The organism is Roseburia sp. 831b (assembly GCF_001940165.2).
Taxonomy (GTDB): Bacteria; Bacillota; Clostridia; order Lachnospirales; family Lachnospiraceae; genus Roseburia.
Genome location: NZ_CP135162.1, coordinates 2,628,118 through 2,650,704 on the forward strand (window position 1 = coordinate 2,628,118; position 22,587 = coordinate 2,650,704).

The 22,587-nt window shown below is 40.4% G+C and carries 26 protein-coding genes; 2 read left to right on the top strand and 24 right to left on the bottom strand.

The genetic code is table 11. The features are described from left to right. Positions 1 to 342 precede the first annotated feature (342 nt). The 15 genes from BIV16_RS12075 to BIV16_RS12145 all read right to left on the bottom strand — a co-directional run bounded on the left by BIV16_RS12075 (position 343) and on the right by BIV16_RS12145 (position 13,008). Positions 343 to 819: a DUF6462 family protein gene (locus BIV16_RS12075; protein WP_193788651.1), complete on the bottom strand. Its 477-nt coding sequence runs from the start codon at positions 817 to 819 to the stop codon at positions 343 to 345. Between the two features lie 9 nt (positions 820 to 828). After that, positions 829 to 1,056: a DUF6462 family protein gene (locus tag BIV16_RS12080; protein WP_075680364.1), complete on the bottom strand. Its 228-nt coding sequence runs from the start codon at positions 1,054 to 1,056 to the stop codon at positions 829 to 831. A 12-nt stretch (positions 1,057 to 1,068) separates the two neighbouring features. Next, positions 1,069 to 1,296 (bottom strand): DUF6462 family protein, encoded by a 228-nt coding sequence (locus BIV16_RS12085; protein WP_075680365.1) that lies wholly within the window; start codon positions 1,294 to 1,296, stop codon positions 1,069 to 1,071. 241 nt (positions 1,297 to 1,537) lie between these two features. Continuing rightward, complete coding sequence (gene lysS, locus BIV16_RS12090) at positions 1,538 to 3,139, bottom strand: lysine--tRNA ligase (RefSeq protein ID WP_075680366.1); 1,602 nt, start codon at positions 3,137 to 3,139, stop codon at positions 1,538 to 1,540. A 47-nt stretch (positions 3,140 to 3,186) separates the two neighbouring features. After that, positions 3,187 to 3,666 carry a transcription elongation factor GreA gene (gene greA / locus BIV16_RS12095; protein WP_075680367.1) on the bottom strand — a complete coding sequence of 160 codons (480 nt, stop codon included), beginning with the start codon at positions 3,664 to 3,666 and terminating at the stop codon, positions 3,187 to 3,189. Between the two features lie 57 nt (positions 3,667 to 3,723). Continuing rightward, positions 3,724 to 4,305, bottom strand: a complete 582-nt coding sequence (locus tag BIV16_RS12100; RefSeq protein WP_075680368.1) for a hypothetical protein — start codon at positions 4,303 to 4,305, stop codon at positions 3,724 to 3,726. 24 nt (positions 4,306 to 4,329) lie between these two features. Beyond that, positions 4,330 to 5,313, bottom strand: a complete 984-nt coding sequence (gene dusB / locus BIV16_RS12105) for a tRNA dihydrouridine synthase DusB (RefSeq protein ID WP_075680369.1) — start codon at positions 5,311 to 5,313, stop codon at positions 4,330 to 4,332. Positions 5,314 to 5,326: 13 nt separating this feature from the next. Further along, positions 5,327 to 6,103 (bottom strand): type III pantothenate kinase, encoded by a 777-nt coding sequence (locus BIV16_RS12110; RefSeq protein ID WP_075680530.1) that lies wholly within the window; start codon positions 6,101 to 6,103, stop codon positions 5,327 to 5,329. A 62-nt stretch (positions 6,104 to 6,165) separates the two neighbouring features. Beyond that, entirely contained in the window at positions 6,166 to 6,504 is a 339-nt protein-coding gene (locus BIV16_RS12115; RefSeq protein WP_075680531.1) for a DUF6145 family protein, read from the bottom strand. Beyond that, positions 6,497 to 7,474: a biotin--[acetyl-CoA-carboxylase] ligase gene (locus BIV16_RS12120; protein WP_075680370.1), complete on the bottom strand. Its 978-nt coding sequence runs from the start codon at positions 7,472 to 7,474 to the stop codon at positions 6,497 to 6,499. The genes BIV16_RS12115 and BIV16_RS12120 overlap by 8 nt, the downstream gene beginning before the upstream one ends. A gap of 9 nt (positions 7,475 to 7,483) precedes the next feature. Beyond that, positions 7,484 to 8,473, bottom strand: coding sequence for an ornithine carbamoyltransferase (argF, locus tag BIV16_RS12125; RefSeq protein ID WP_075680371.1), 990 nt, complete (start codon positions 8,471 to 8,473; stop codon positions 7,484 to 7,486). Positions 8,474 to 8,650: 177 nt separating this feature from the next. Further along, the gene (locus tag BIV16_RS12130; RefSeq protein ID WP_242940367.1) at positions 8,651 to 9,583 is read right to left on the bottom strand and encodes an SPFH domain-containing protein; all 933 of its coding nucleotides are present in this window, start codon (positions 9,581 to 9,583) and stop codon (positions 8,651 to 8,653) included. A 146-nt stretch (positions 9,584 to 9,729) separates the two neighbouring features. Continuing rightward, a complete protein-coding gene (locus BIV16_RS12135) occupies positions 9,730 to 10,950 on the bottom strand; it encodes a cell wall hydrolase (protein WP_075680373.1) in 1,221 nt (406 codons plus the stop codon). 338 nt (positions 10,951 to 11,288) lie between these two features. Continuing rightward, entirely contained in the window at positions 11,289 to 11,552 is a 264-nt protein-coding gene (locus tag BIV16_RS12140) for a hypothetical protein (RefSeq protein WP_075680374.1), read from the bottom strand. A gap of 178 nt (positions 11,553 to 11,730) precedes the next feature. Then, complete coding sequence (locus tag BIV16_RS12145; protein ID WP_075680375.1) at positions 11,731 to 13,008, bottom strand: hypothetical protein; 1,278 nt, start codon at positions 13,006 to 13,008, stop codon at positions 11,731 to 11,733. 213 nt (positions 13,009 to 13,221) lie between these two features. Here BIV16_RS12145 and BIV16_RS12150 point away from each other — a divergent pair, with 213 nt between their 5' ends. After that, positions 13,222 to 14,295 (top strand): undecaprenyldiphospho-muramoylpentapeptide beta-N-acetylglucosaminyltransferase, encoded by a 1,074-nt coding sequence (locus BIV16_RS12150; RefSeq protein ID WP_075680376.1) that lies wholly within the window; start codon positions 13,222 to 13,224, stop codon positions 14,293 to 14,295. Positions 14,296 to 14,470: 175 nt separating this feature from the next. On the opposite strand, the gene BIV16_RS12155 is transcribed toward BIV16_RS12150, so the two are convergent. Then, on the bottom strand, positions 14,471 to 14,884 hold the full coding sequence (locus BIV16_RS12155; RefSeq protein WP_075680377.1) for an HIT family protein: 414 nt from the start codon (positions 14,882 to 14,884) through the stop codon (positions 14,471 to 14,473). A 125-nt stretch (positions 14,885 to 15,009) separates the two neighbouring features. On the opposite strand from BIV16_RS12155, the gene BIV16_RS12160 reads away from it, so the two are divergent. Next, entirely contained in the window at positions 15,010 to 15,684 is a 675-nt protein-coding gene (locus BIV16_RS12160; protein WP_075680378.1) for a sensor histidine kinase, read from the top strand. On the opposite strand, the gene BIV16_RS12165 is transcribed toward BIV16_RS12160, so the two are convergent. From BIV16_RS12165 to BIV16_RS12200, 8 genes are all read right to left on the bottom strand, one after another. After that, positions 15,671 to 16,663 (bottom strand): SCP2 sterol-binding domain-containing protein, encoded by a 993-nt coding sequence (locus BIV16_RS12165; protein ID WP_075680379.1) that lies wholly within the window; start codon positions 16,661 to 16,663, stop codon positions 15,671 to 15,673. The genes BIV16_RS12160 and BIV16_RS12165 overlap by 14 nt on opposite strands. A gap of 102 nt (positions 16,664 to 16,765) precedes the next feature. Further along, positions 16,766 to 17,875 (bottom strand): rhomboid family intramembrane serine protease, encoded by a 1,110-nt coding sequence (locus BIV16_RS12170; protein ID WP_083625174.1) that lies wholly within the window; start codon positions 17,873 to 17,875, stop codon positions 16,766 to 16,768. Between the two features lie 66 nt (positions 17,876 to 17,941). Continuing rightward, complete coding sequence (locus BIV16_RS12175) at positions 17,942 to 19,228, bottom strand: DUF6382 domain-containing protein (protein WP_075680380.1); 1,287 nt, start codon at positions 19,226 to 19,228, stop codon at positions 17,942 to 17,944. Continuing rightward, positions 19,218 to 19,433, bottom strand: a complete 216-nt coding sequence (locus BIV16_RS12180; RefSeq protein ID WP_075680381.1) for a hypothetical protein — start codon at positions 19,431 to 19,433, stop codon at positions 19,218 to 19,220. The genes BIV16_RS12175 and BIV16_RS12180 overlap by 11 nt, the downstream gene beginning before the upstream one ends. Then, the gene (locus tag BIV16_RS12185; protein ID WP_075680382.1) at positions 19,434 to 19,871 is read right to left on the bottom strand and encodes a prepilin peptidase; all 438 of its coding nucleotides are present in this window, start codon (positions 19,869 to 19,871) and stop codon (positions 19,434 to 19,436) included. 92 nt (positions 19,872 to 19,963) lie between these two features. Continuing rightward, the gene (locus tag BIV16_RS12190) at positions 19,964 to 20,608 is read right to left on the bottom strand and encodes a hypothetical protein (RefSeq protein WP_083625177.1); all 645 of its coding nucleotides are present in this window, start codon (positions 20,606 to 20,608) and stop codon (positions 19,964 to 19,966) included. A gap of 270 nt (positions 20,609 to 20,878) precedes the next feature. Further along, on the bottom strand, positions 20,879 to 22,402 hold the full coding sequence (locus tag BIV16_RS12195) for a DUF5702 domain-containing protein (protein ID WP_075680383.1): 1,524 nt from the start codon (positions 22,400 to 22,402) through the stop codon (positions 20,879 to 20,881). Between the two features lie 11 nt (positions 22,403 to 22,413). Then, positions 22,414 to 22,584, bottom strand: a complete 171-nt coding sequence (locus BIV16_RS12200; RefSeq protein ID WP_075680384.1) for a Flp1 family type IVb pilin — start codon at positions 22,582 to 22,584, stop codon at positions 22,414 to 22,416. Positions 22,585 to 22,587: the final 3 nt, after the last annotated feature.

The window sequence follows — 22,587 nt, forward strand, 5'->3', positions numbered from 1 at the left end:
TATACCACCATTTACACATCTTCAACAAACACAATATCATAGATTTTTTTGGATTTCTTCTTACAATATGTATCTGGTCCCAAAATCAACCAATGCTCTTCGAGTTATTTATTCTGCATTATCTAAGAAAAACTTTACGTTAGATGAGATACATCAAGCCTTGTTTGTGTAATTTCTCGGGGCGAAAACAGGGTAAATATTCCTTTCTAAGCCTTTCAAAAAATCACAACAAGGTCTTTGTACTAACCTGTGGTTATGTATTGAATTATAGGTTTTAGGTAACAAAAAAACACCGTATTACTACGATGTTTTTATGCTATTCCGAAGATTAGTAATTATTTTTTACTTGTTAAGTACAAAATTTCTGAATTGATCAATAGTCAATGTTTCTTCAATACCGTTTTGGTATTTTGTAATTCTCCAAACATCTTCTTTCATTATAGGCAAGTAAAAAATATGACCTGTAACAATCGAAGCCTGCTTATAGCACTTCTTTAGTTCTGTAGCCAGCTCGATAAACCTATGCCTTCCAATACTGTATATAATTGAAGCTTCTCCAATTCTCGCAAACTTTTTGATTATCTGCTTATTTGTTCCTGGCACTTTATATATGTGTTTCATAAACTCATCAAACCTTTCCTTTTTTACCAAATGTATACGTGTAAGCTTGTATAAAGAACTTGCAGCCTTAGCTATATATTCAGTTTCTTCAACACTAAATCCATATTCCTGAGCCACCTCTTCGACCCTTATGTATCTTTTTATTACCTCCCCACCGTGAAGATAAGCCCTAACATCCGGCTGTAATTGTGTTACCATCCTTTTCACCTACTTATAAAATTCATCATCAACTATATGGAATGTCTCAATGTACTCATCAAATATTTTTAAATTGACAAGTACTAACTGACCTAACTTATAGACTGCTTTGGCATCCTTAGCCATTTGCATAAACTTTGATACGCTCATATGATACATTTCTGCTCCTTCGCTATATCTTACAAACTTTGTATTACCATTCTTCTTAAATTCCTGATATGCCTTTGTGTGTTCCATTATATTCACCTCTTATTTATAAAAATCATCATCTGCTATGTAAAATGTTTCAATATATGCATCCAATTTATCCAGATTAACCAATACCATTCTATTAATCTTATATATAGCCTTTGCATCTTTTGCCAATTGCTGAAATTTTGACAAACTCATACTATACATCTCTGCTCCTTCTGGATATCTAACATATTTTTTACTATTCTGCTTTTTAAACTCCTTATAAGCTTTCGTGTGTTCCATATTAACCATCCTTTCTAAAATTGATCTTATGACGCAAAAAAGAGGACACCTTCTAAATTTCTTTAGAAAATGTCCTCGAAAGTAATACTTTTTTAAATTTGGAACTAGGCAATCTAGTTATTAGCATTTTACACGCTTTTTTTGACTATGCCAAAAATTGGTCAAATCTTGGTCAAAACCCATTGACCAACTATATATTTTATTACATCCAAATGCTGAAACCCTTGATTTTCCTGCATTCTTACTTATCAATAGACTTCATCGTCGGGAAGAGTAAAACGTCTCTGATTGCCGGTGAATCTGTGAGCAGCATCACAAGACGGTCAATTCCGTAACCGATTCCACCGGTTGGTGGCATACCGATTTCAAGTGCATTTAAGAAGTCTTCGTCTGTGTGGTTTGCTTCTTCGTCTCCAGCTTCGAATGCCGCATCCTGTGCTGCGAAACGTTCGCGCTGGTCGATTGGATCGTTCAACTCGGAGTATGCGTTACACATTTCCCATGTGTTGATGAAGAGTTCGAAACGCTCTACCTTGCTTGGGTCGGATGGTTTCTTCTTGGTTAAAGGAGAAATTGCCACCGGATGATCCATGATGAAAGTAGGCTGAATCAGTTCTTTCTCACAGAACTCTTCGAAGAAGAGGTTGATGATGTCACCTTTGGTGTGACGCTCTTCGTATTCTACATGATGTTCTCTTGCGAGTGCTTTTGCTGCTTCATCATCTGCTACGGTATCGAAATCGATTCCGGTATATTTCTTGATGGCATCGTTCATGGTGAGACGTGCAAATGGTTTGCCAAGGTCAATCTCAATGCCATTGTAAGTAATCTTTGTAGAACCACAAACTTTTTCTGCAAGGTAACGGAACATGCTCTCGGTAAGTTCCATCATGCCTTCGTAGTCTGTGTATGCCTGATATAATTCCATCAGAGTGAATTCCGGGTTATGACGGGTATCAACACCCTCGTTACGGAATACACGTCCGATTTCGTAAACACGTTCTAATCCACCGACAATTAATCTCTTTAAGTATAACTCAAGAGAAATACGAAGTTTTACATCTTCGTTCAATGCGTTGTAGTGTGTTTCGAAAGGTCTTGCTGCTGCACCACCTGCGTTGGAAACAAGCATTGGTGTCTCAACTTCCATGAAGTCACGTCCATCTAAGAAGTTACGAATCTCTTTAATAATTTGAGAACGTTTGATGAAAGTCTCCTTAGACTCCTGGTTCATGATAAGGTCAACGTAACGCTGACGATATCTGGTATCGGTATCGGTAAGTCCGTGAAATTTCTCCGGAAGAATCTGGAGAGATTTTGACAGTAATGTCATCTCTTCTGCATGGATAGAAATTTCTCCTGTCTTAGTGCGGAATGCATATCCTTTTACACCATAGATGTCACCGATATCAGATTTCTTGAAATCTGCATAGGATTCTTCTCCGATGTTGTCTCTTGCCACGTAAATCTGAATATTTCCTTTTAAGTCCTGGATATTGCAGAAAGATGCTTTACCCATGACACGTTTGAACATCATACGGCCTGCAATGCTTACCTGAATTGGCTGTGCATCCATGATGGCTCTTCTCTCGTTGTAATCGGCATTGATGACATCTTTTTTTGCAGCTTCATCAAGTCCTTCTATGTTTGGTGCAACTCTTCCGGCGAGAATCTCTGCCTCATGTGCGTTGTACTGTTCTTTTACATCGCTGCTGTGATGAGTCACATCATATTTTGTAATGACAAATGGATCTTTTCCATTGTTCTGTAAATCCTGTAATTTTTCACGACGAACCTTTAAAAGCTGGTTCAAATCCTGCTGATTATTATTCTGGTCAGCCATATTGTTCCTCCTCTGTCCTGCTGCATCGCTTGAGGATTGCGGCAGTCTTAGTTTGATCTTTGAATCTCAAGAACTTTGTAAGAAAGCTCTCCTGCTTGTGTTTCAACTGTAATAACATCACCAACTTTAGAACCAATCAATGCACGTCCTACCGGTGACTCGTTGGAAATTTTACCTTTTAAGCTGTTTGCTTCTGTGGAACCAACAATTTTATATTCTAATTCTTCATCAAATTCCATGTCTAAGATTCTGACTTTACATCCGATGCTGATTTTGTCTAGGTCAACTTCTTCCTCTACGACAACTTCTGCGTTTTTCAAAATCTTTTCGATATCCTCGATACGTGCTTCAATATCTCTCTGCTCATCTTTTGCTGCATCGTATTCTGCGTTCTCAGATAAGTCTCCCTGCTCTCTTGCTTCCTTGATTTTCTGGGATACTTCTTTACGTCTTACAACTTTTAAGTTTTCTAATTCGTCCTCAAGTTTTTTCAATCCTTCATAAGTCAGAATATTTTTCTTGTCCATCTTGTTCTACCCTTCTTCATTTATTTTCTTCAGTGACAGGCTACATACCCCTGCCCTTCATCTTTTTTTATAAAAAGCCTCTTCAAATCTGTCTCGCATGGGCTTTTGTCCTTGAATTTTGGTGTTCTTAACAATCACAGTATTATAACCGATAGGCACCGTAATGTCAAGATTTTCGGCTATTTGCCACGTCTTTTTGTAAATTGGAATGTAATCATTTTGAGGTGCTACAAAAAAATCATAGCACCTTCCCTTTTTTTCAAAGTCGAGAATCAGACACTGCCTCCCATACCCTGCTTTTTGCCTTTCCATCTTATCTTTCTGGAAAAGTGACACCACAAGCCCGTTCTCCTCATACATTCTCTCAACAAATGTGGAAAAATAGGCTGGTCTGTCCGTTAAGATTGTCAAAAAATTCAAATCATCTTCTAACTGTTCTAGCAAAAGTAGTACAGTATCTTCCTCAAAAATTCCAAACTCCTCTTCCTGAAAAAAAGAATTCCAATCATCATCCACAGGATTTGTGATTTTTTCATCAATTATCCACAATTCCACATTTTGTAGTGTATTTTTTCTTCTTTTCAAAATCTCATTTAAGAAAAATTGTGGTCGTTGGAAGAAAAACTGGTGTACTTCCATCTAACGCCTCAAATTTTGCCTGTTTTACATATTATATGAGGCTACTTCACGAAATAGAGCCTCAAGCTGTTCGTAACTTTCCACTTCGTTAATTCTGCCGCGAAGTTTGGATGAATTCTTATAACCACTTGTGTACCAGGCTGCATGTTTGCGGATTTCGCGGATTCCGGTGTACTCCCCTTTAAATGCAAGCTGCATTTTTGCATGGCGCAACAGCATCTCGGTCACCTCTTGAAAACCTGGTTTTTCCGGGTAGGTTCCTGTCTTAAAATAAGATAAAATCTGCGAAAAAATCCATGGATTTCCTTGTGCACCACGCCCAATCATGAAACCATCGCATCCGGTCTGCTCTTTCATTGCAATCACATCTTCTGCTTTTAAAATATCACCGTTTCCAATGACAGGAATTGATACCGCCTCTTTTACCTGTCGGATAATGTCCCAGTCTGCTTTTCCGGAATAGTACTGTTCTCTTGTTCTGCCATGCACGGCGACTGCTGCCGCACCGGATTCCTGTGCAATATGCGCCATCTCAACCGCATTGACATGTTCGTCATCAAATCCTTTTCGGATTTTTACTGTCACCGGTTTTTCAATAGCAGAAGCAACTTTTTCAATAATTTTTCCGGCAAGAAGCGGATTCTTCATCAGTGCGGAACCGTCTCCGTTGTTGACTACTTTTGGAACCGGACATCCCATGTTGATATCTAAAATATCGAACGGCCGCTCCTCAATCTGTTTTGCAATCTCGCCCATAATATCCGGGTCGGAGCCAAATAACTGCAATGATACCGGATTTTCTCTTGGGTCGATAGTTAAAAGTTCTTCGGTATTTTTATTTTTATAAAGAATCGCCTTTGCACTGACCATCTCCATGCACAAAAGACCCGCACCTTGTTCTTTGCATAGTAAGCGAAAAGGCAGGTCTGTTACGCCTGCCATTGGTGCTAATATCAAATTGTTTTCGAGTGTTACATTTCCAATTTGTAATTTCTGAATTGAATTCATGTTACATCCATTTCTATTTCTGTCTATTTTGCTTCTTGTAGATGATATTCATACCTTTTAATGTCAGATATGGGTCATAAATATCAATCACTTTTGTTTCATTTGCAATGATTTTACCAAGTCCACCTGTTGCAACTACTTTGACCTCACCAACATTGGCTTCTTTGATCATATTTTTTACAATGTATTCGGTCTGACCAATCTGTCCATAGACAAGACCTGCCTGCATACTGCTGATGGTTTCTTTTGCAAGAATACTCTCAGGTTTTACAATCTCAATCTCTGGAAGTTTTGCAGTGCCTTCCCACAAAGCTTTTGCAGAAATACGAATTCCCGGTGCTGTAACCGCACAGAGGAAGGAACCATCCTTATCCACCAGATCATAGGTGGTTGCAGTTCCAAAATCTAATACTAAAACAGGGCCGCCATAAATTCCATAAGCCGCAGCCGCATCTACAATTCGATCCGGTCCAATCTGACGTGGGTTTTCTGTAACAATACGAATTCCCGTTTTAATGCCCGGCTCAACAATAATCGGTGTGATGTGTAAGTACTTGATAATCGCTCCCTCTAAGGAATGCATCACATTTGGTACAACCGATGCTACAATTGCATCCGATATCTGGTCACGAGAAATCTGATTCTGCTCCAACAGATTCAAGATAATCATACCGTACTCATCCGATGTCCTTGGCATCTTTGTCGTGATACGGAACGTTGTCCTGATGTCATCCCCTTCAAAAACTCCAACTGTGATATTTGTATTTCCTACATCAACTGTTAATAACATGATTTTTCCATCCTTTCGGAACATTTCGTTCTTTTGTCAATGCCCATGTGGGGCACTGCCTTTTATTCTTCAAACCCGATTCCTAAGAACATGGTTTTGTAATACATTTCTAATGCACTTAAAATTTCTTCTTTTGTCTGCTGAAGCTGTTTGATTTTCAATCCGCATCCAATGTCATCATACAACAAATCTCCTTCATCACAGGAGGTACGGAACTGTAAATCCCCATTTTCATCAAACACCAATTGCAAAATTCCTCCGATATCCTCAGTAAAAAGGACACACATAATTTTTAGTTCGTCCTTGATACTGTCCGGAAGATTTTTGAAATTCTCATTTAAATAAAACTTCTTGTTATAAGCACTTGCACCGCAAAGTACTACTTCTTTGTTACTAGACATATCCATAAATTCCTCTCACTGATACTTCTCCTGAGGACACGAGCTTTCTTGACTCCCAGGTCTCAACAATCAGCTCACCTTTGGCTGTGATTCCTCTTGCTGTTCCCTCAAACGGTTCTCTCGGATCTAATACTCTGACTTTCTGGTTCAGATTTACCAGATTGGCATTGTACTCTTTCAACATACCACTTAAGTCTTCTGTCTGTAAATAGATTTCGTAGTATTTTTCGAAAGCCTCCAAAATTGCCTCAATCAATTCTGCACGGTTGAAATGCTTTCCTGTCACCAGGAAAAGAGAGGTTGCCATATCTGCAATCTCTTCCGGGAAACTTTCATTGTGTACATTAATTCCGATTCCCACCACAATGTGGTTTACATAATCAAACTGTGCACTCATCTCGGTTAGGATGCCACATACCTTTTTTCCATCCATGACAATGTCATTCGGCCATTTGATTCCGGCTTCATGCCCTGTCACTTTTTCAATTGCCTTTGTCACCGCAAGCGCACTCACAAGGGTAATGACGGATGCACGGTTTGGATTGACCTGTGGTTTTAACACCAGTGTCATGGAGATTGTGGTGCCTTTTTCTGACTCCCAGTTTCTTCCGCGTCTTCCGCGTCCTGCTTCCTGTTTGTCTGCAACCACAAGCGTTCCATTTGGATGTCCTTCCTCTGCAAGCTGTTTCGCAAGCGTGTTGGTGGAGTCTATGACATCCCGGTAATAAATCTCACACCCTGCCCACTTTGTATTTCGAATACTAAGAAGTTCGTTTTCACTAAGGGTATCCGGTGCTGAAATCATGCGGTACCCTTTGTTCTGAACGGCTTCTATCTCATAACCTGCCTCTTTTAACTGGTTGATGTCTTTCCAGATTGCGGTTCTGGACACTCCGAACTTCTCACAAAGTTCTTGTCCGGACACGTAATCGGTCGCCTCTCTTAATAATTTTAATAATTCTACTCTCATCTCTCGCCCTTAATCACGAAGTGTTGCAAGCATAATTGCTTTGATGGTATGCATTCTGTTTTCTGCCTCATCAAACACAACGGACTGCTCACTTTCAAATACTTCGTCTGTTACCTCTAATTCGCTGTAACCAAATTTTTCGTAAACTTCTTTTCCAATTTTTGTCTTTAAATCATGAAATGCTGGCAGACAGTGCATAAATACTGCTGTGTCCTTCGCATTCGCCATTGCCTTTGCATTTACCTGATATGGCATCAAATCCTTAAGACGCTCTTCCCAGATTTCGTCCGGCTCTCCCATGGATACCCAGACGTCGGTATAAATTACATCGGCATCTTTGGTTCCTTCCGCCACATCCTCTGTCAAAGTAATAGTTGCGCCTGTTTCTTTTGCTACACCTTTACAGTAATCCACAAGTTCCTGCTCCGGGAAATACTTTTTCGAGGTGCAGGCTACAAAATCCATTCCTAATTTTGCACAGGTCACCATTAAGGAGTTGCCCATATTATAACGGGCATCGCCCATATATACAAGTTTTATTCCCTTTAATCTGCCAAATTTTTCTTTGATGGTTAACATATCTGCTATCATCTGTGTCGGATGGAACTCGTTCGTTAAGCCATTCCACACCGGAACACCCGCATATTTTGCGAGTTCTTCTACGATTTCCTGTCCGTAACCACGGTACTCGATTCCGTCAAACATACGTCCAAGCACTCTTGCAGTATCTGCAATACTTTCTTTTTTTCCTATCTGGGAGCCGGACGGATCAAGATACGTTACATGCATACCCAAATCATGTGCTGCCACCTCAAAGGAACAGCGGGTACGTGTGCTTGTCTTTTCAAAAATAAGTGCAATATTTTTGCCAACAAGTTCATCGTGACGAATTCCCTGTTTCTTTTTTGCCTTAAGCTCTGCTGCAAGGTCAACCAGGTATTCAATCTCTTCCGGTGTATAATCTTTTAACTTTAAAAAATGACGTCCTGCTAAATTCATAATCCTATCCTCCAACTTCTCTCTTTCGCGAAACTATGTATTGTCTTTCTCTTATGCAAAACTATACGATATTCTTATCTTATGTAAATCGGGCTGTCAGATGACAGCCCGTTGATAACGTATCCTTTGTTATACTGGCCCGGATTACTCCGTCCATCTTCTCGCGCCTTGCGGCGATTATTTAACGTCGTTTGCTGCGACCTCAACAACAGATTTTGCAAGACCAGCCATTCCCTGAATCTCGGATGGAATGATAATCTTGGTTGCTTTTCCGTCTGCTGCCTTTGCAAATGCTTCCAGGCTCTTTAACTGGATAACACTCTGATCCGGAGCGGCTTCTTTCAACATACGAAGACCGTCTGCATTTGCCTGCTGAATCTTGATGATAGCATCTGCCTGACCTTCTGCCTCGCGGATGGTTGCTTCCTTCTTTGCCTCTGCACGAAGAATGGCTGCCTGTTTCTCAGCTTCTGCATCAAGGATTGCGGATTCTTTTTTACCTTCTGCAACAAGGATGGTAGATTTCTTCTCACCTTCTGCACGAAGAATTGCCTCACGACGTTCACGCTCTGCCTTCATCTGCTTCTCCATCGCATCCTGAATGGCTGCTGGTGGAATAATATTCTTTAACTCTACACGATTTACTTTGATTCCCCAAGGATCCGTTGCAACATCAAGAGATGCTCTCATCTTGGTATTGATGGTCTCTCTGGATGTCAGTGTCTCATCCAGCTCCAAATCACCAATGACATTTCGAAGTGTTGTAGCGGTTAAGTTCTCAATCGCCATAATTGGATTCTCAACGCCGTAAGCGTACAGCTTTGGATCTGTAATCTGGAAATATACAACAGTGTCAATCTGCATGGTTACATTATCCTTTGTGATAACTGGCTGTGGCGGGAAGTCTACAACCTGCTCTTTTAAAAGAACTTTCTTTGCCACACGATCAATAAATGGTGCCTTGAAATGAATTCCGACATTCCAGGTTGCAAGATATCCGCCCAGACGTTCTACGACAACTGCGTATGCCTGTGGCACGATTTTAATGCAAGATACCAGAATGCATAAACCTACGATGATTAGAATAAAAAATGCAATGATAAAACCCATTTTAATTCCCTCCATTTTCTTTTTGTTGAACTTTCCTGATTCCTGATTGAATCATTCTATGCTTATCTTACATATTACTATACTTAAAATGAGAAAACAAGAAAAAAGTGCCATGTTTCCAAACATGACACTTCTTTAGGTTCTAATTAGTAAAATACGTGATTTCCAATTACTACGCCTCCCTGACCGGAACTTGTAGGACGGAAAGATAATGCGCCTCCGGTGTTATCCACACCATTTAAGGCTTCCTGTGCTGCCTGCATGCAGCTTCCTTTTGGTCCGTTTGCAACCGTTGCTGCCACGGAACCGTTACCAGCCGGTGTAAACTGACCGCTCTGATAAATAACGTTGTAAATGCTTCCTGGATAGGAGCCGCTTCTGACACGGTTCATGACAACCGCACCAACCGCTACCTGACCTTCATAACATTCGTTTCCAGCTTCACACTGGATAATTGCAGCAAGCAATGTCACTTCATCTGCGGATGCTGCCACGGATGCCTTCTGGGTTGTGGCTGCAGTCTGTGCTGCCTTCTTCGCAGCTTCTTCCTCTTCCGCTTTCTTGATAGCGGCCTGCTCTTCTTCAAGGGTAATTCCTTCCCCTAAATCAAGAGACAATGTAACATATCCTGCACTTACAAAACCTGTGCTTCCATCATAGTTTACTGCTACCCAGCCCTCTGGTGTTCCCACATCAGAGGCAACCGTTAAGTCTGTGCCTTCTGTCAAGGCTGTGATTACAGAGGCATCTTCTGCTGCTTCGCTTCTAAGACGAAGTCCATTCGTTCCTACTTTTGCCACTGTATCAAAATTTGCTTTTGCATAATTCAATGCATCTGTGCCAAACAAGCAATACTCATTTTTCACATATCCATCCACGTTACCGGATGTAATATGTGTCCAGGTTTCTCCTGCCTCTACAACCGTTGCCTTGTCACCTTTGTATAACTTGCCAACAATCGATGCATTCTCATCTGCCTCTGCTCTGACATAAAGGAATTCGTCTACATTTGCCATCAGATTGCTCTGCCATGACGCTTCTTCCTCTGTCATCGTCTCTGCTGCCGGTGCCACTTCTTCACTCTCCTGCTCCTGACCAGATGCAACTACATCTGTCTGTGTCTGCTCCACACTGACAGTAACAGTTTCCAGTGAATCCAGTGCTGTAAATTCCATTGATTTTAAATCGATGGTAACACCAGCCATTCCGTTCTTTTCTATGTCCGTAGCTTCTTCTGTTAGAACCCTAGTCGCTGCCACATTCGTAACACCTGTGTTACCATTGTTTGCAACTGCTGCGAATATGGTCATTGTTGTGAGCGATGCTGCAACAACAATTCCTTCTACCGCTTTCTTGTCTAATCTCATCTAAACCTCCATCAGTGAATTCTACTCTGATACTTCAAGTAGTATTACACTTTTGTTTCGTTTTATTCAATTTTATTACAATTGTTACGGATTTGTTACGCCTCGGATTATAGCAGAGCCCTATTTTCTTGTCAAGTTTTTGCAATTTTCTGTGTATTATTTACAAATCTTATTCTCTTTTTTGTAAGTTTTTCCTCTTGATTTCACAAAAAATTTGTTTTTCTTAAAATTTAGGGCAAATATTTTCTTAAATATTGCACAATAAATCTTTTGTTTTTCTTAAGAAATAAAAATTCCATTTTTTCATTTATGTCGAATTATTCTTTAAAAAAGACCATTTATGGAAAAATTTCCTGTAAAACCTCGTTAATGAGTACCTCTGGCGGCTCTGTAATCGCAGTCTCTTTTTCACATTTTGGTCTTTCCTTCTCTTCTTTTTGAGGTTCCATTTTGCGCTCCTGGTGATGGAATTCCTCTCTCAGACACGCAATCTTTTTCTTTTGTTCCTCCCGAATCTCTCTTATCTGGTGTAAGACTGCTAGCATCAGCAACGCAAGGACGATTTCACCTGCTATCGCAATATAATAAGCGGCCTGCACCATATCACTCCTTTCTCCTTATCTTAGAACTCTTTTTGACTGTCTTTTCATCAAGCCCATTTCCACTTCTGACATCCTAATTATTAACTCCTGATATCCTAACTATTATAGGAAACTTTTCTTCCCCTGAAAAGAGGACAGACCCTACATCTCGCCGCAAGTTACGACAAGATAGGACCTGTTAATCTGAAATCTGATTTTCTTCGTCATATGGCACCAGATATCCCGAAATGCAAAAACCATATTCCGCATTTACCTGAATCAATCTGTTAAACGAACTTTCCGTGATAATCTGAAGCAGTGCCCTTGTACTTGTATATTTTCGAACCGGGCAAACCCAATAAATCATGTCACTTCCATGAATTAATTTTAAAATCTGGGAATTCCAGTATTCTTCCACGCAACAGTTTGGAAGCCCAATCGCGCGAACCTGATTGCGAATCTCCCAAAAACGCATTGCTATATCGGAAAAATATCTCCTTAAATTGATATTTCCCAGCAATAACGTACCATACCGTGCATATTGAAACGAATGTTTTTTCTGATTTTGCATGACATCATGGTCATGGTGATATTGGCAAGCCATACTGCAGGACGAACCGTCATTCGGAATATACGACATACAGGAACGGCTGCTGTGAAATACTTTTCCTGTCATCATGCTCTTAATCTGCGTCGGATGGTCGTAGAGCGGTCCGTGATACATCACAATCGAACCATAGGCATCTCTGCCAAAACTTTTTAAGAAAAGTTCAGTTGCTTCCCCAACTTTTCCCTGATCAATCTCTTCCTTCCACTTCTCGCGCACAAGCTTGGAAATCTGTGTAATATCCGGTCCATACACACCAAAATAGAAAATCCACTGATTCTCAAATATGTAGCCAGCATGCACCACCGGCACATGCACACCCTCCATCTCGTCCACCAGATTTTGAACTGTCTCATCGACAGCCTCAAAATGAATCCCGGTTGTAAGAGACGCATCTACATTCGATATCGGCGTTCCATTTTCATAAAGAAAATAAATATGTTCCACATTCTTTTCTTTCAAAAAATGATAGGGCGCATCTAAAAACTGTATCATTTCTTTTCTTCTTCCAAATGCGTTTGGCATGCATTCTGCAATCATCAGCCTTTGAATCGGCGTCAGATAAGGAAGTATCACGGTTTTGACATGCTTTTGTTCCAGCAGGACAAAAAGTCTTCTAATATAGGACAGGGAATAAGAGGCCAGCACAAAAAGATCCACTGCCACTTCCCCGGTTCCCTGTCTTTTTAAAATTTCAATATCATACTCATCGCTCTGATATTGTTCCTGTCTGACGTAATTTTGCGAATAACTTCCCGCAGCATAAATAAAATTCGTATAACGCTCCATCGAGCGGTCAAAAATACATCCAGACTGAACAATCCCGTCTCTTTCGTTCTCAAATAATGTTCGGAAATAGTTTGCGAGCACCTAAAGAGCCTCCCCATTAAAAACAACTATGTTATGTTTTCATTTTAGCCAATATTTCTATTTTTACAAGTCTTTTCTTGACTTTTGTGCATAAGGGTATTATAAATAGGAAGAGTTTTGTACTTATGATTGGTGCAGAAACCGCAAAATTCAAAAGAGAATTTTTCGATTTTAAAATCGCATATTATATAGAAGAAAGGACACGATTATCCTATGAAAAAAATTGTTATGACTGGCGGTGGAACCGCAGGACATGTTACACCAAATATTGCTTTAATGCCTGCTTTAAAAGAAAATGGCTATGAAATTTCCTATATCGGTTCTTATGCCGGAATGGAAAAACAGTTAATCGAAGAACAGAACATCCCTTATTACGGCATCTCATCGGGAAAACTGAGACGTTATTTTGACTGGAAAAACTTTTCCGACCCATTTAAGGTATTAAAAGGATACGGTCAGGCTGTACGCCTTTTGAAAAAATTAAAACCGGACGTAGTCTTCTCAAAAGGTGGCTTTGTTTCTGTTCCGGTTGTGCTTGCCGCAAAACGCTGCAAAATCCCGGCTATTATTCATGAATCGGATCTCACACCAGGCCTTGCAAACCGCCTTGCCATTCCTAGTGCAAGCAAAGTTTGCTGCAACTTCCCGGAAACCATGAAATATCTCCCGGAGGGTAAAGCTGTCCTAACCGGCTCCCCAATCCGCCAGGAACTTCTCTCCGGCAAAAAGGAAGCCGCTATTTCTTACTGTGGATTTGAGGGAAGAAACCTTCCTGTTATCCTGATTGTAGGCGGAAGCAGTGGATCTAAAGTAATCAACTCCGCTGTCCGCGCCATCCTTCCTGAATTACTGGACCACTTCTCCATTATTCACCTTTGTGGAAAAGGAAACCTAGATGAATCTTTGAAAAATCTGGAAGGCTACGCACAGTTTGAATATGCAAAACAGGAATTAACCGACATGTTCGCCTTAAGTGACCTTGTTATCTCCCGTGCCGGTGCAAATTCAATCTGTGAACTGTTAGCACTTCATAAGCCAAATATTTTAATTCCACTCTCCGCAGCAGCAAGCCGTGGCGACCAGATTTTAAATGCAAAATCTTTCAAGGCACAGGGATTTAGTTATGTGATTGAAGAGGAATCTTTAACCGATGATACGTTAAAAGAAGCAATCCATGAAGTCTTTGCTCATAAGGAAGACTACATCAATGCTATGAAAAAGAGCAATCAGATGAACTCTATTGATACGATTTTATCTTTAATCAAAGAGGTCTCTTTGAAGAAATAATTTATGGATTTTCCCATAAATATAAGGAATAAAGAATTACAGCTTAACCCAAATGTGACTTTCTAAAGAGGTTTGAAAAGGCAGCACTTAACTTTTAAAAGTGCTGCCTTTTTCTATTGTCAGTAGGTGTCACCTATTACTTTATGGCGCCCATTCTCTCGCTGTCCTTCATCTCTTACTTTAATTCATCGCGGATTTCTGCGAGTTCTTCCGGTGTGAATTCCAAGTGATTCCACAAAATCATATCATCATTTTTCGCATTCTTGTATCTTGGAATCAAATGCATATGGAAGTGAAATACGGTCTGTCCTGCCACTTCTCCGTTGTTCTGTAAAATGTTAAATCCATCACAATGAAGTACTTCCTTCATATGGGTTGCCAGTTTTTTCGCAAGTTTCATGGCTTTTGCAGCGACATCCTCATCAATCGTAAAAATATCTGCTACATGATTCTTTGGCAGAATCAGCGCATGTCCCTTGGATGCCGGACTGACATCTAAGATTACCTTAAAGTCATCGTCCTCGTAAATCGTATTGGATGGAATTTCTCCAGCAATAATTTTACAAAAAATACAATTCTCGTCTCTCATCTTTTTCTCTCCTTACTTGTCGAATTTTGTTGTACTGTTTCCGTTGAACATTCTGTCTTGTCATGCTACACTAGTTGTAATTACAACTGTAACAGTTGCTTTATTCTCAGAAAGCAGGTTTTATTATGTTAAACAATGATGATTATCTTAAAATATTTCACGAAATCAAAAATTCTATTACCCTAATCGGAAGTTCTCTTCAACTTCTTGAAAAAAAGCATCCCGAAGTAAAAGATTTCGAATACTGGAGTGAAACCATGAACGACATCCAGTTTCTAAAAAACATGGTAACCGAACTATCCGCTTCCCGCATCAACGAGAAACTCCATATCACTCCTGTCTCCTTAGAAAAATTTCTAGGCGAACTTGAGGATTCGGTCCGTTCGCTTTCCTGGCAGCATTTCTACTGTAAATTTTCTATTGAACCAAATCTTCCTTCTGTCGAATTCGATTCTTCTCGCATGAAGCAAGCCATCATTAATCTTTTAAAAAATGCATACGAAGCAATGCTTGCAAATCCTGCCAATCCGGATTCCTCGGAAATTGGCACCGTCAATGTGCATGTTTTCCAGAAAAATCAACAATTATACATCAATGTCATTGATTGTGGCGGCGGGCTTGACCCATCCTGCAGTGACAATCTGTTTCAGTCCACTACAACCACAAAAGAATATGGCAGTGGGCTTGGACTTCTCATTACCAGACAAATCGTAGAAGCTCATCATGGCACCTTATCCTATGAATCCAGACCAGGTGATGGCTGTACTTTTACCATCCAGCTTCCATTTAAGCAAAATTAAATGCTGCATCCAGGGTTCTAAGAATCTTGAAATTACCTTTTGCAGTCATTTCACCTGTCATGAAAGCTCTCTGGAATGTCATTCTTCCGCTAATGACACCTTCTAATACGTCAGGGGATAATTTGGCATAAACATCAATATTATCTTCCTGGCCGTAATGAATCTCTAAATTCTCGTCCTTGACTTCCACAAAAAGTGGTTTGTCTTTTCCTTCAATCATAAACAGATATCTTGCATGGAAATCGTTCTGCTCTACAAAGTGGCTCTGGAAATCCTCGATATACTCTCTGCCTTTTTCTTCATTCTTTTTATCCATCTTATCCTTAAAAAGACTTGCAAGTTCTTCGATGTCTTCCTTCTGCTTCTTCACATAAGAATCATCCGACACATATTTGGATAACTGCTCGCTCTCCTGTGGGGTCAGTTCCATCTGCTGTGTGCGCAATACACGTTGTTTTACAGCCTGGTTACTGGTCGGAAGGCTCTTCACCTTCTGCGAAATGGTACGATATAAATTTTCTGCCTTCTTCTCAATAATGAGCGTATATTCCTCATTCATTTCAAATGCCAGCAAATCATCCACATATCCGCAAAGACCCGGACATGGCAATCCGCCTAAAATCTCCCATGCATTGGCAAGTGTCACCTCACCTTCACGCTCTCCGTATGTGGTTGACATAACGATTGGCTGCATGTAAGTCTCTGTAATTTTTTCCTTATCTCCATATAGCCAGCATGCATCCAGAAACTGCTGCATGTATCCACCGATTCCAAGCCATTCAATCGTCGTCGCAAGAATAATTCCATCCGCCTCTTTCATGGTCTGTGGAAGAACTGCAATCTCATTCTTGTGTTCATAAATATTGATTCTTTCTACCTCAACACGAAGTTCCTTTAACACTTCCTCCATTTTATTCAAAACATACAACGTCGGATCATCCAGCAACCCTCTTCCACCGTAATAAATATTTACCTTCATCTGTATATCCTCTCTCTAGCCTTTATCTTACAACGAATCTTCCCTTCGTCTCTTTTCGAATTCCTTTTCTGATATTTAGTATATAAATTTTTTATTCTAAAATCAATCTTTTTGCGGTTTTCTGCGATAGAAAAGTACAGAGAAAAGAAATCCCACGATAAGCCCGCCGATATGACAGAAATTATCCACGCCGGCCGTTACAAATCCATAATACAGGCACAACACAATCATGAGAATCATTCCTCTTTGTGTCAGGCCATCAAATCTTCCACGATGACGGATTACAACCCAGAGCAAACCTCCAATCACGCCAAATACCGCGCCGGATGCTCCCGCCGATACCGCAAACGAATTCTGATGAATCATTGTAAACAGAGAAAGCAGACCTCCTCCGATTCCAGCAAGAAAATACAATGTGATAAATTTCACATGTCCCATTGCCGGTTCAAGCCTTGAGCCGACACAGGCAAAAATCACCATATTATTAAGTAAATGTGCTACTCCAAAATGAATAAACATCGATGTCAGAATTCTCCACCATTGATTTCCATACAAGACATACGGCGGGTACATTCCTCCATAATATGCGACAAACTCCGCATCTGTTGTACTTCCAAATAGTTCCATGATAAGAAAAACCAGTACATTTATCGCCACAATCGCGATTGTAAAATAAGGCATCCGCCTGATGTCAGCCGCCTTCAGACTCTCTATCCAAGAACGGATTCCCTTTTTTTCGTTTGTATCACTTTGCGATGGTTCACCGGTATACTGTGATGTCTGCGCATCACCGTAAATCAGACGTTCCAGATTCGCACGCAAGCCGAAGAAATCACCCGGCTGATTTTCATAGATTAACAGCTTTTGCTCTGTGGTTGCAATTGCCCATGTATTGCTGCAATTTGCGCAAAGCCCATGTAACAAATTGGAATCTGTTCCAACTACAATTGTCATCACTTCCACATGATATACCGGCAATCCCTGCGGGAACCCTTGCAAACGACCTTCTGGATGGTAAAATAGATTCATTGTATTCTCGACAATCTTCTGATGTGCATCCGGTGTCAACATAAATCCATGTTCACAGTCCACAACAAGACATACATGAAATCCTTCCTGATAAAATTTATAATAGATTCCGACTTCCTCCGGTTTGGATGGACAAAACCGGTATCCCATCTGTGTAAATTGTTCTGCTAATTTTTTTACCATTCGACCAACTTCCTTTATGTGAATTCATAAAGGTATTATAGGACTTCTTTGTGAAAAAACAAAGTCCTAACAAAAACGATATGGCTCGTTTGCAAAAATAATCTGTTCTCTCGGCTGTAATCCTACCTTTACTTTATAGTTCAATTCCTCGCCACCTACTGTTGTCCCATTGGTTGAGTTTAAATCCTCGATAAAATAGACACCACCTTCCATTGTAATTCTTGCATGTTGACGGCTCACGGAGCGGTTATTTATGACACCATCGGCCTTTGCCGCATCACTTCCCACCACGAATGGTGTCTGCTCTATTACCAATGACTTCTGTTCTCCCATCCCCTCATAGACCAGCATTGCGCGGGGTTGCGGTGTTGTCTTTGCAAGCAGAACCGTCGGATGCTCGGTCATTGTGTTTTCTTCCTCTGGTTCAAACAAAAACGTTCTTTCTTTCTCTTTCTTTTTTGTAAAATGTGTTCTTTCTGCTATTATATTCCGCTTTTGTTCTTGTGTCGTGGTATTATTTTCAATGGAATTTGTCTTCTCTTTTTGTTTTAACTTTACCGGAAGATAATTTAAAATCTGTTGGATGGCTTCCCGTATGGATGCTTGCAGCTGCTCTTTTAGCTTTTCCTTATAAGAATACAGAAACTCTGCCGGAGACTGCCTGGCCTTATTTTCTATTTCCAACATCTCTTGTTTCTCCTCCGGCACATAATTTCCTTGCCTTTCCTCTGGCATGATATTTTTCTCCGGTACATCCAACCGCTGGCTGTTGCTTCCCGTTTCCTCTTGGGCAAAAAATTCGGGTTCTCCACTTCCCTGATCCATCTGGAATAACTTTTTGAAATCTTCCATTTTGAAGTCCTCTTGAATCGTCAGCTCATAAAATGCATAGACGAACTTCACCGCCTCATCGCTTTTGTGATCCACCTTTGTAATTAAGAATTCTGCCAGGCGGCGAAGTTGTAACAATAAGTTTTCTTCATACGCCGGACAGTAACAAAACAGACATTCCTTCTGCGGAAGTTTTACAAAAATAGTTTCCGCCTGTAACAACAGACGATTTGCGTCCAGTAAATATTTTTCAATGCTGCCGACAACCTGACAAACGCCACTTAAAAGATACCGTAACGTTTTTTCGTCTAGCTGATTGACTTCTGCATATAAATCCAAAGACTGCCTTCCGCCCGTCTCATACCAATATTCCTTTTCCCCGTCGTGGTAAGAACATTGAAATGATAAAAGCCCCGGAATTTTGTTTTTCAGCAGAACCTTCTCCTCATATCCACCCTCTGTGCCAAGCTCCTGTAACTTCATATAACTTTTCTTTAAATTTCTCTGATATTCAATCTTCATCCTTTATCCCCAACAATCCGCTCACCCATTCCTGGCGATACATACACTTGACCGGTGAATCCAGTTGTACCGTTGCCGTCTTTTCTGCCGTTTCTTTTACCTCTTCGTAACAAATAATAGTTGCTCTCATTGCAACCGTAAATAATCCCAGCACCAATGGCATAATCAGTGCCGCCTCTATCGTATAACGCGCCCTGCACTCCATTTACACCCACACCTTTCCATATTGCATTCCTAACATACAAAGATAACTGGCAAACAGAAATGGAATAAATGGGATATCATCTTTTTTTCGTTTCTTCCCAAATACAAATAAAAATAGCGCACAGATTCCTGCCAGAAAAATTCCTATCAATAATAACAGCATATTCTGCCTCATACCCAGATACAAACCTGTCACCATCAAAAGTAAACCATCTCCTTTCCCTATACTTTCTCGTGTTAAGAATGAAAGCAGCAGTACAAAACCTCCGACTAACATCCCTCCTGCCATCTCAGACAGGGATTGCTGAAATGTTGTAAGATGTATCACCAATCCAAGTATGGCAAACCAGAATAACACTCCCAGTTTTACCTTTCTCTCTTTCATATCCTGTAAACTGCATACTGTCAAAAATCCAAATAAAACTCCTTCCTGTATCATAAAAATACCCCTCTCTTTCCGTAACTTGCAAGCTTTCAGGCATTCCATTCCTTATGCATGCAAAAATTTTTATAAGAACTTTTTTCACACCACTATCCGCCCGAAGCTCCGCACTTTGAGCATGCTCTTTTTCCATCTACCTCTGATAAACGTACCTGATAGATGGTTCTTTTTATACCGCTACAATTTAAATCAGCGTGATAGCAGGAACCATAATTTGTGATATACACTCTGTGATATCCCTTATCCGGTTTTGCGCATATTGGACATGCCCCATACTTTCCGCCACCAGAGCTTCTGTAAGAATCAACATCCGCGTAAGAAACTGACCTTATTGATAATTCCAAATGTGTACAACTCGTTGTCGTATGGTAGACTGTCCCTGTTTCTGTTATGTAAACCCACGTGTCCTGCAAATCTGCGTTACCATTCCATCCGGTCCACTTCCGGCTACAACTCCTTTGCATAATCCGAAATTGATACGGCATCGGTAAGTTCACAGGCATTTTAACCTGGTAAGTCGCCACAAGGTCAATCTCATCTCCCGATACACTAGAAGATAATAAACTCACCCCATTACAACCGCCCTCTACCCAGTCTGCTATATGCTCCTGTTCCTCCATCCCTTTTACCAGCAGCACTTTTGCAAGCCCCATCGAAATTGCACCGTATTTTTTTGTTTCCTCACTCTCTTCCATCGCTGCATAAACAGCTAGTTTCCGGCTTGTTTCATCCATAACCTGCTGCACTTCCAGCTGAACCTGCATAATTCTAAAAAAAGATAACAATATGACAAAAAAGCACGCAAGCAGCGGCAGAATAACGGCAGCCTCTAATGTATACGATGCCTTGCAGGCATATCGGGGTGTCTCTTTTAGATATTTTGTACATGACTTTATATAGTAGAGAACACTACTAGAAGGGAGAGATTTATCTTTTACTTTTTCACATATGATTTTTAATTTTGAGATTTTTTTGTTGAAAAGAGACACCCCGATACACCTGCCTTACTCGTATAAATAAGAAAAACTTTCTGTTTTCTGACACTGATATGAAAAATTACCACCACCAATTGTAATGAGCTTCCAAAATAGCGGTTGTGTTGCGTAACGATACTGAAAATCTGCAGCAACAATCATGTGATCCATTCTGCTGTTCTGATACATTTGCTCAAGCTGCAAATTATGTTCCATCAAATCCATTGCACGAAAAGCCTGCTCCCGCTCTTTCATAAAAAAGAGAAACTGTAACAAATAGTCCGTATAGGTACAACCATTCTTACATTCTTTTGCCTTCGCATTCTCTGTAACAAGTGATACCATATTTAACAATTCTGACGTCCACTCTGTCTTACTTTTTATCAATGAAATCTTTCCGCCTTGCAGCAGCGTCCGAACATCCAGAATGCTTTCTATATATGCCCATGCACCCACAATTCCAATTTGAACCGTTTTTACAACAGCCGGATTCCCTGTAAAGCCGGCAACTGCTAATGCTAGTGTCTCCGCCTCTGCAACTTTCTTCGTATCACTTAACAACGAAGCAACATTCGCAGCCTCCCGTACCAGCATCAGACGTTCTACCATCTGTTCTAAATTTTCTCTGTCCGATTGCTTTCCGCCGACAATGTATTCCAACTCGTACGAAAGCGCACGTCCTTCCATTGGATTTGTGTAGCTCGAAAAATACGTCTTGAGATAAAGTTCTAATAAAATCTTTTCATACCAGTCCGACTGATTCTCATATGCCTTATTCCCTTTTTCACAATCTCTCTCCAAAAGTGACTGATTTTGGGGAATACTGCATTCTGAAAGTTTACTTGTATCTTCTACAACCGTACCAAGTATGGCGTTCTCCTTTATCTGCAGCACATGCTCCATGGGATTTTGTGCTTCACTTCCTGTTTCTGTTTTTACTTCTTTTTCTGTTTTTGCTTCTTTTTCTGCCTTTGTTTCTTTTTCTGTCTTGGTTCCTTTTTCTGCTTCTTCTGCCTCTCCATTTAAAAGGTTATTCGCTTCTTCAATCGTAAGATTTGCACTCTCTCCCTCTTCCTCCTTGTCCCTACTCGTCTCGATACGGTCATAAATTGCCTTCGCTGATTCAACCGGTATATTTTGCTTCATGTAATTTGTGACCTGCGCAAGAAAAAAATCCCCTCCACAGTCTGTTGCAAGTGCATACGATTCCACACTCACCTCATCCAGATTTAACTGAAAAAGGTCCTGTTCCCTCCATAGCTCATTCGAATACGGTGCCGTCAAATTGTTTTTCGCAATCTGGCTTGCACGTCCTGCAACCTTACTTGTAGAAAACTCTGTTCCTCCATAGGCTCCATCCAAAAATAACAAATGATAATCCTCCCAGAGTTTTGCATTATACTCTGCGAACACCGACTCTGTAATCAAAGGTGACTTCTGTTTGATATAGGTCTGGAGTCCGTAATATCTGGCGGACTCCAGCATGGCAAAAAGGAACGACGCAACAAGCATCATGCTTAAAGATGCAAATATGGTAATACTTCCTTTTTTCATCACACTAACTCCTATACCTTACCTGCCTGGTCTGTAATCGTTTTGAAAATATTATTCACCAGTGTCGTTAACTGCTTCTTAAAAATCAGCACCAGTCCAATTAACACCACCAAAATCAGAATCATCTCTACTACCCCGATTCCATCTTCATCCATAATAAAATCGCGAAAACATCTTTCCATTTT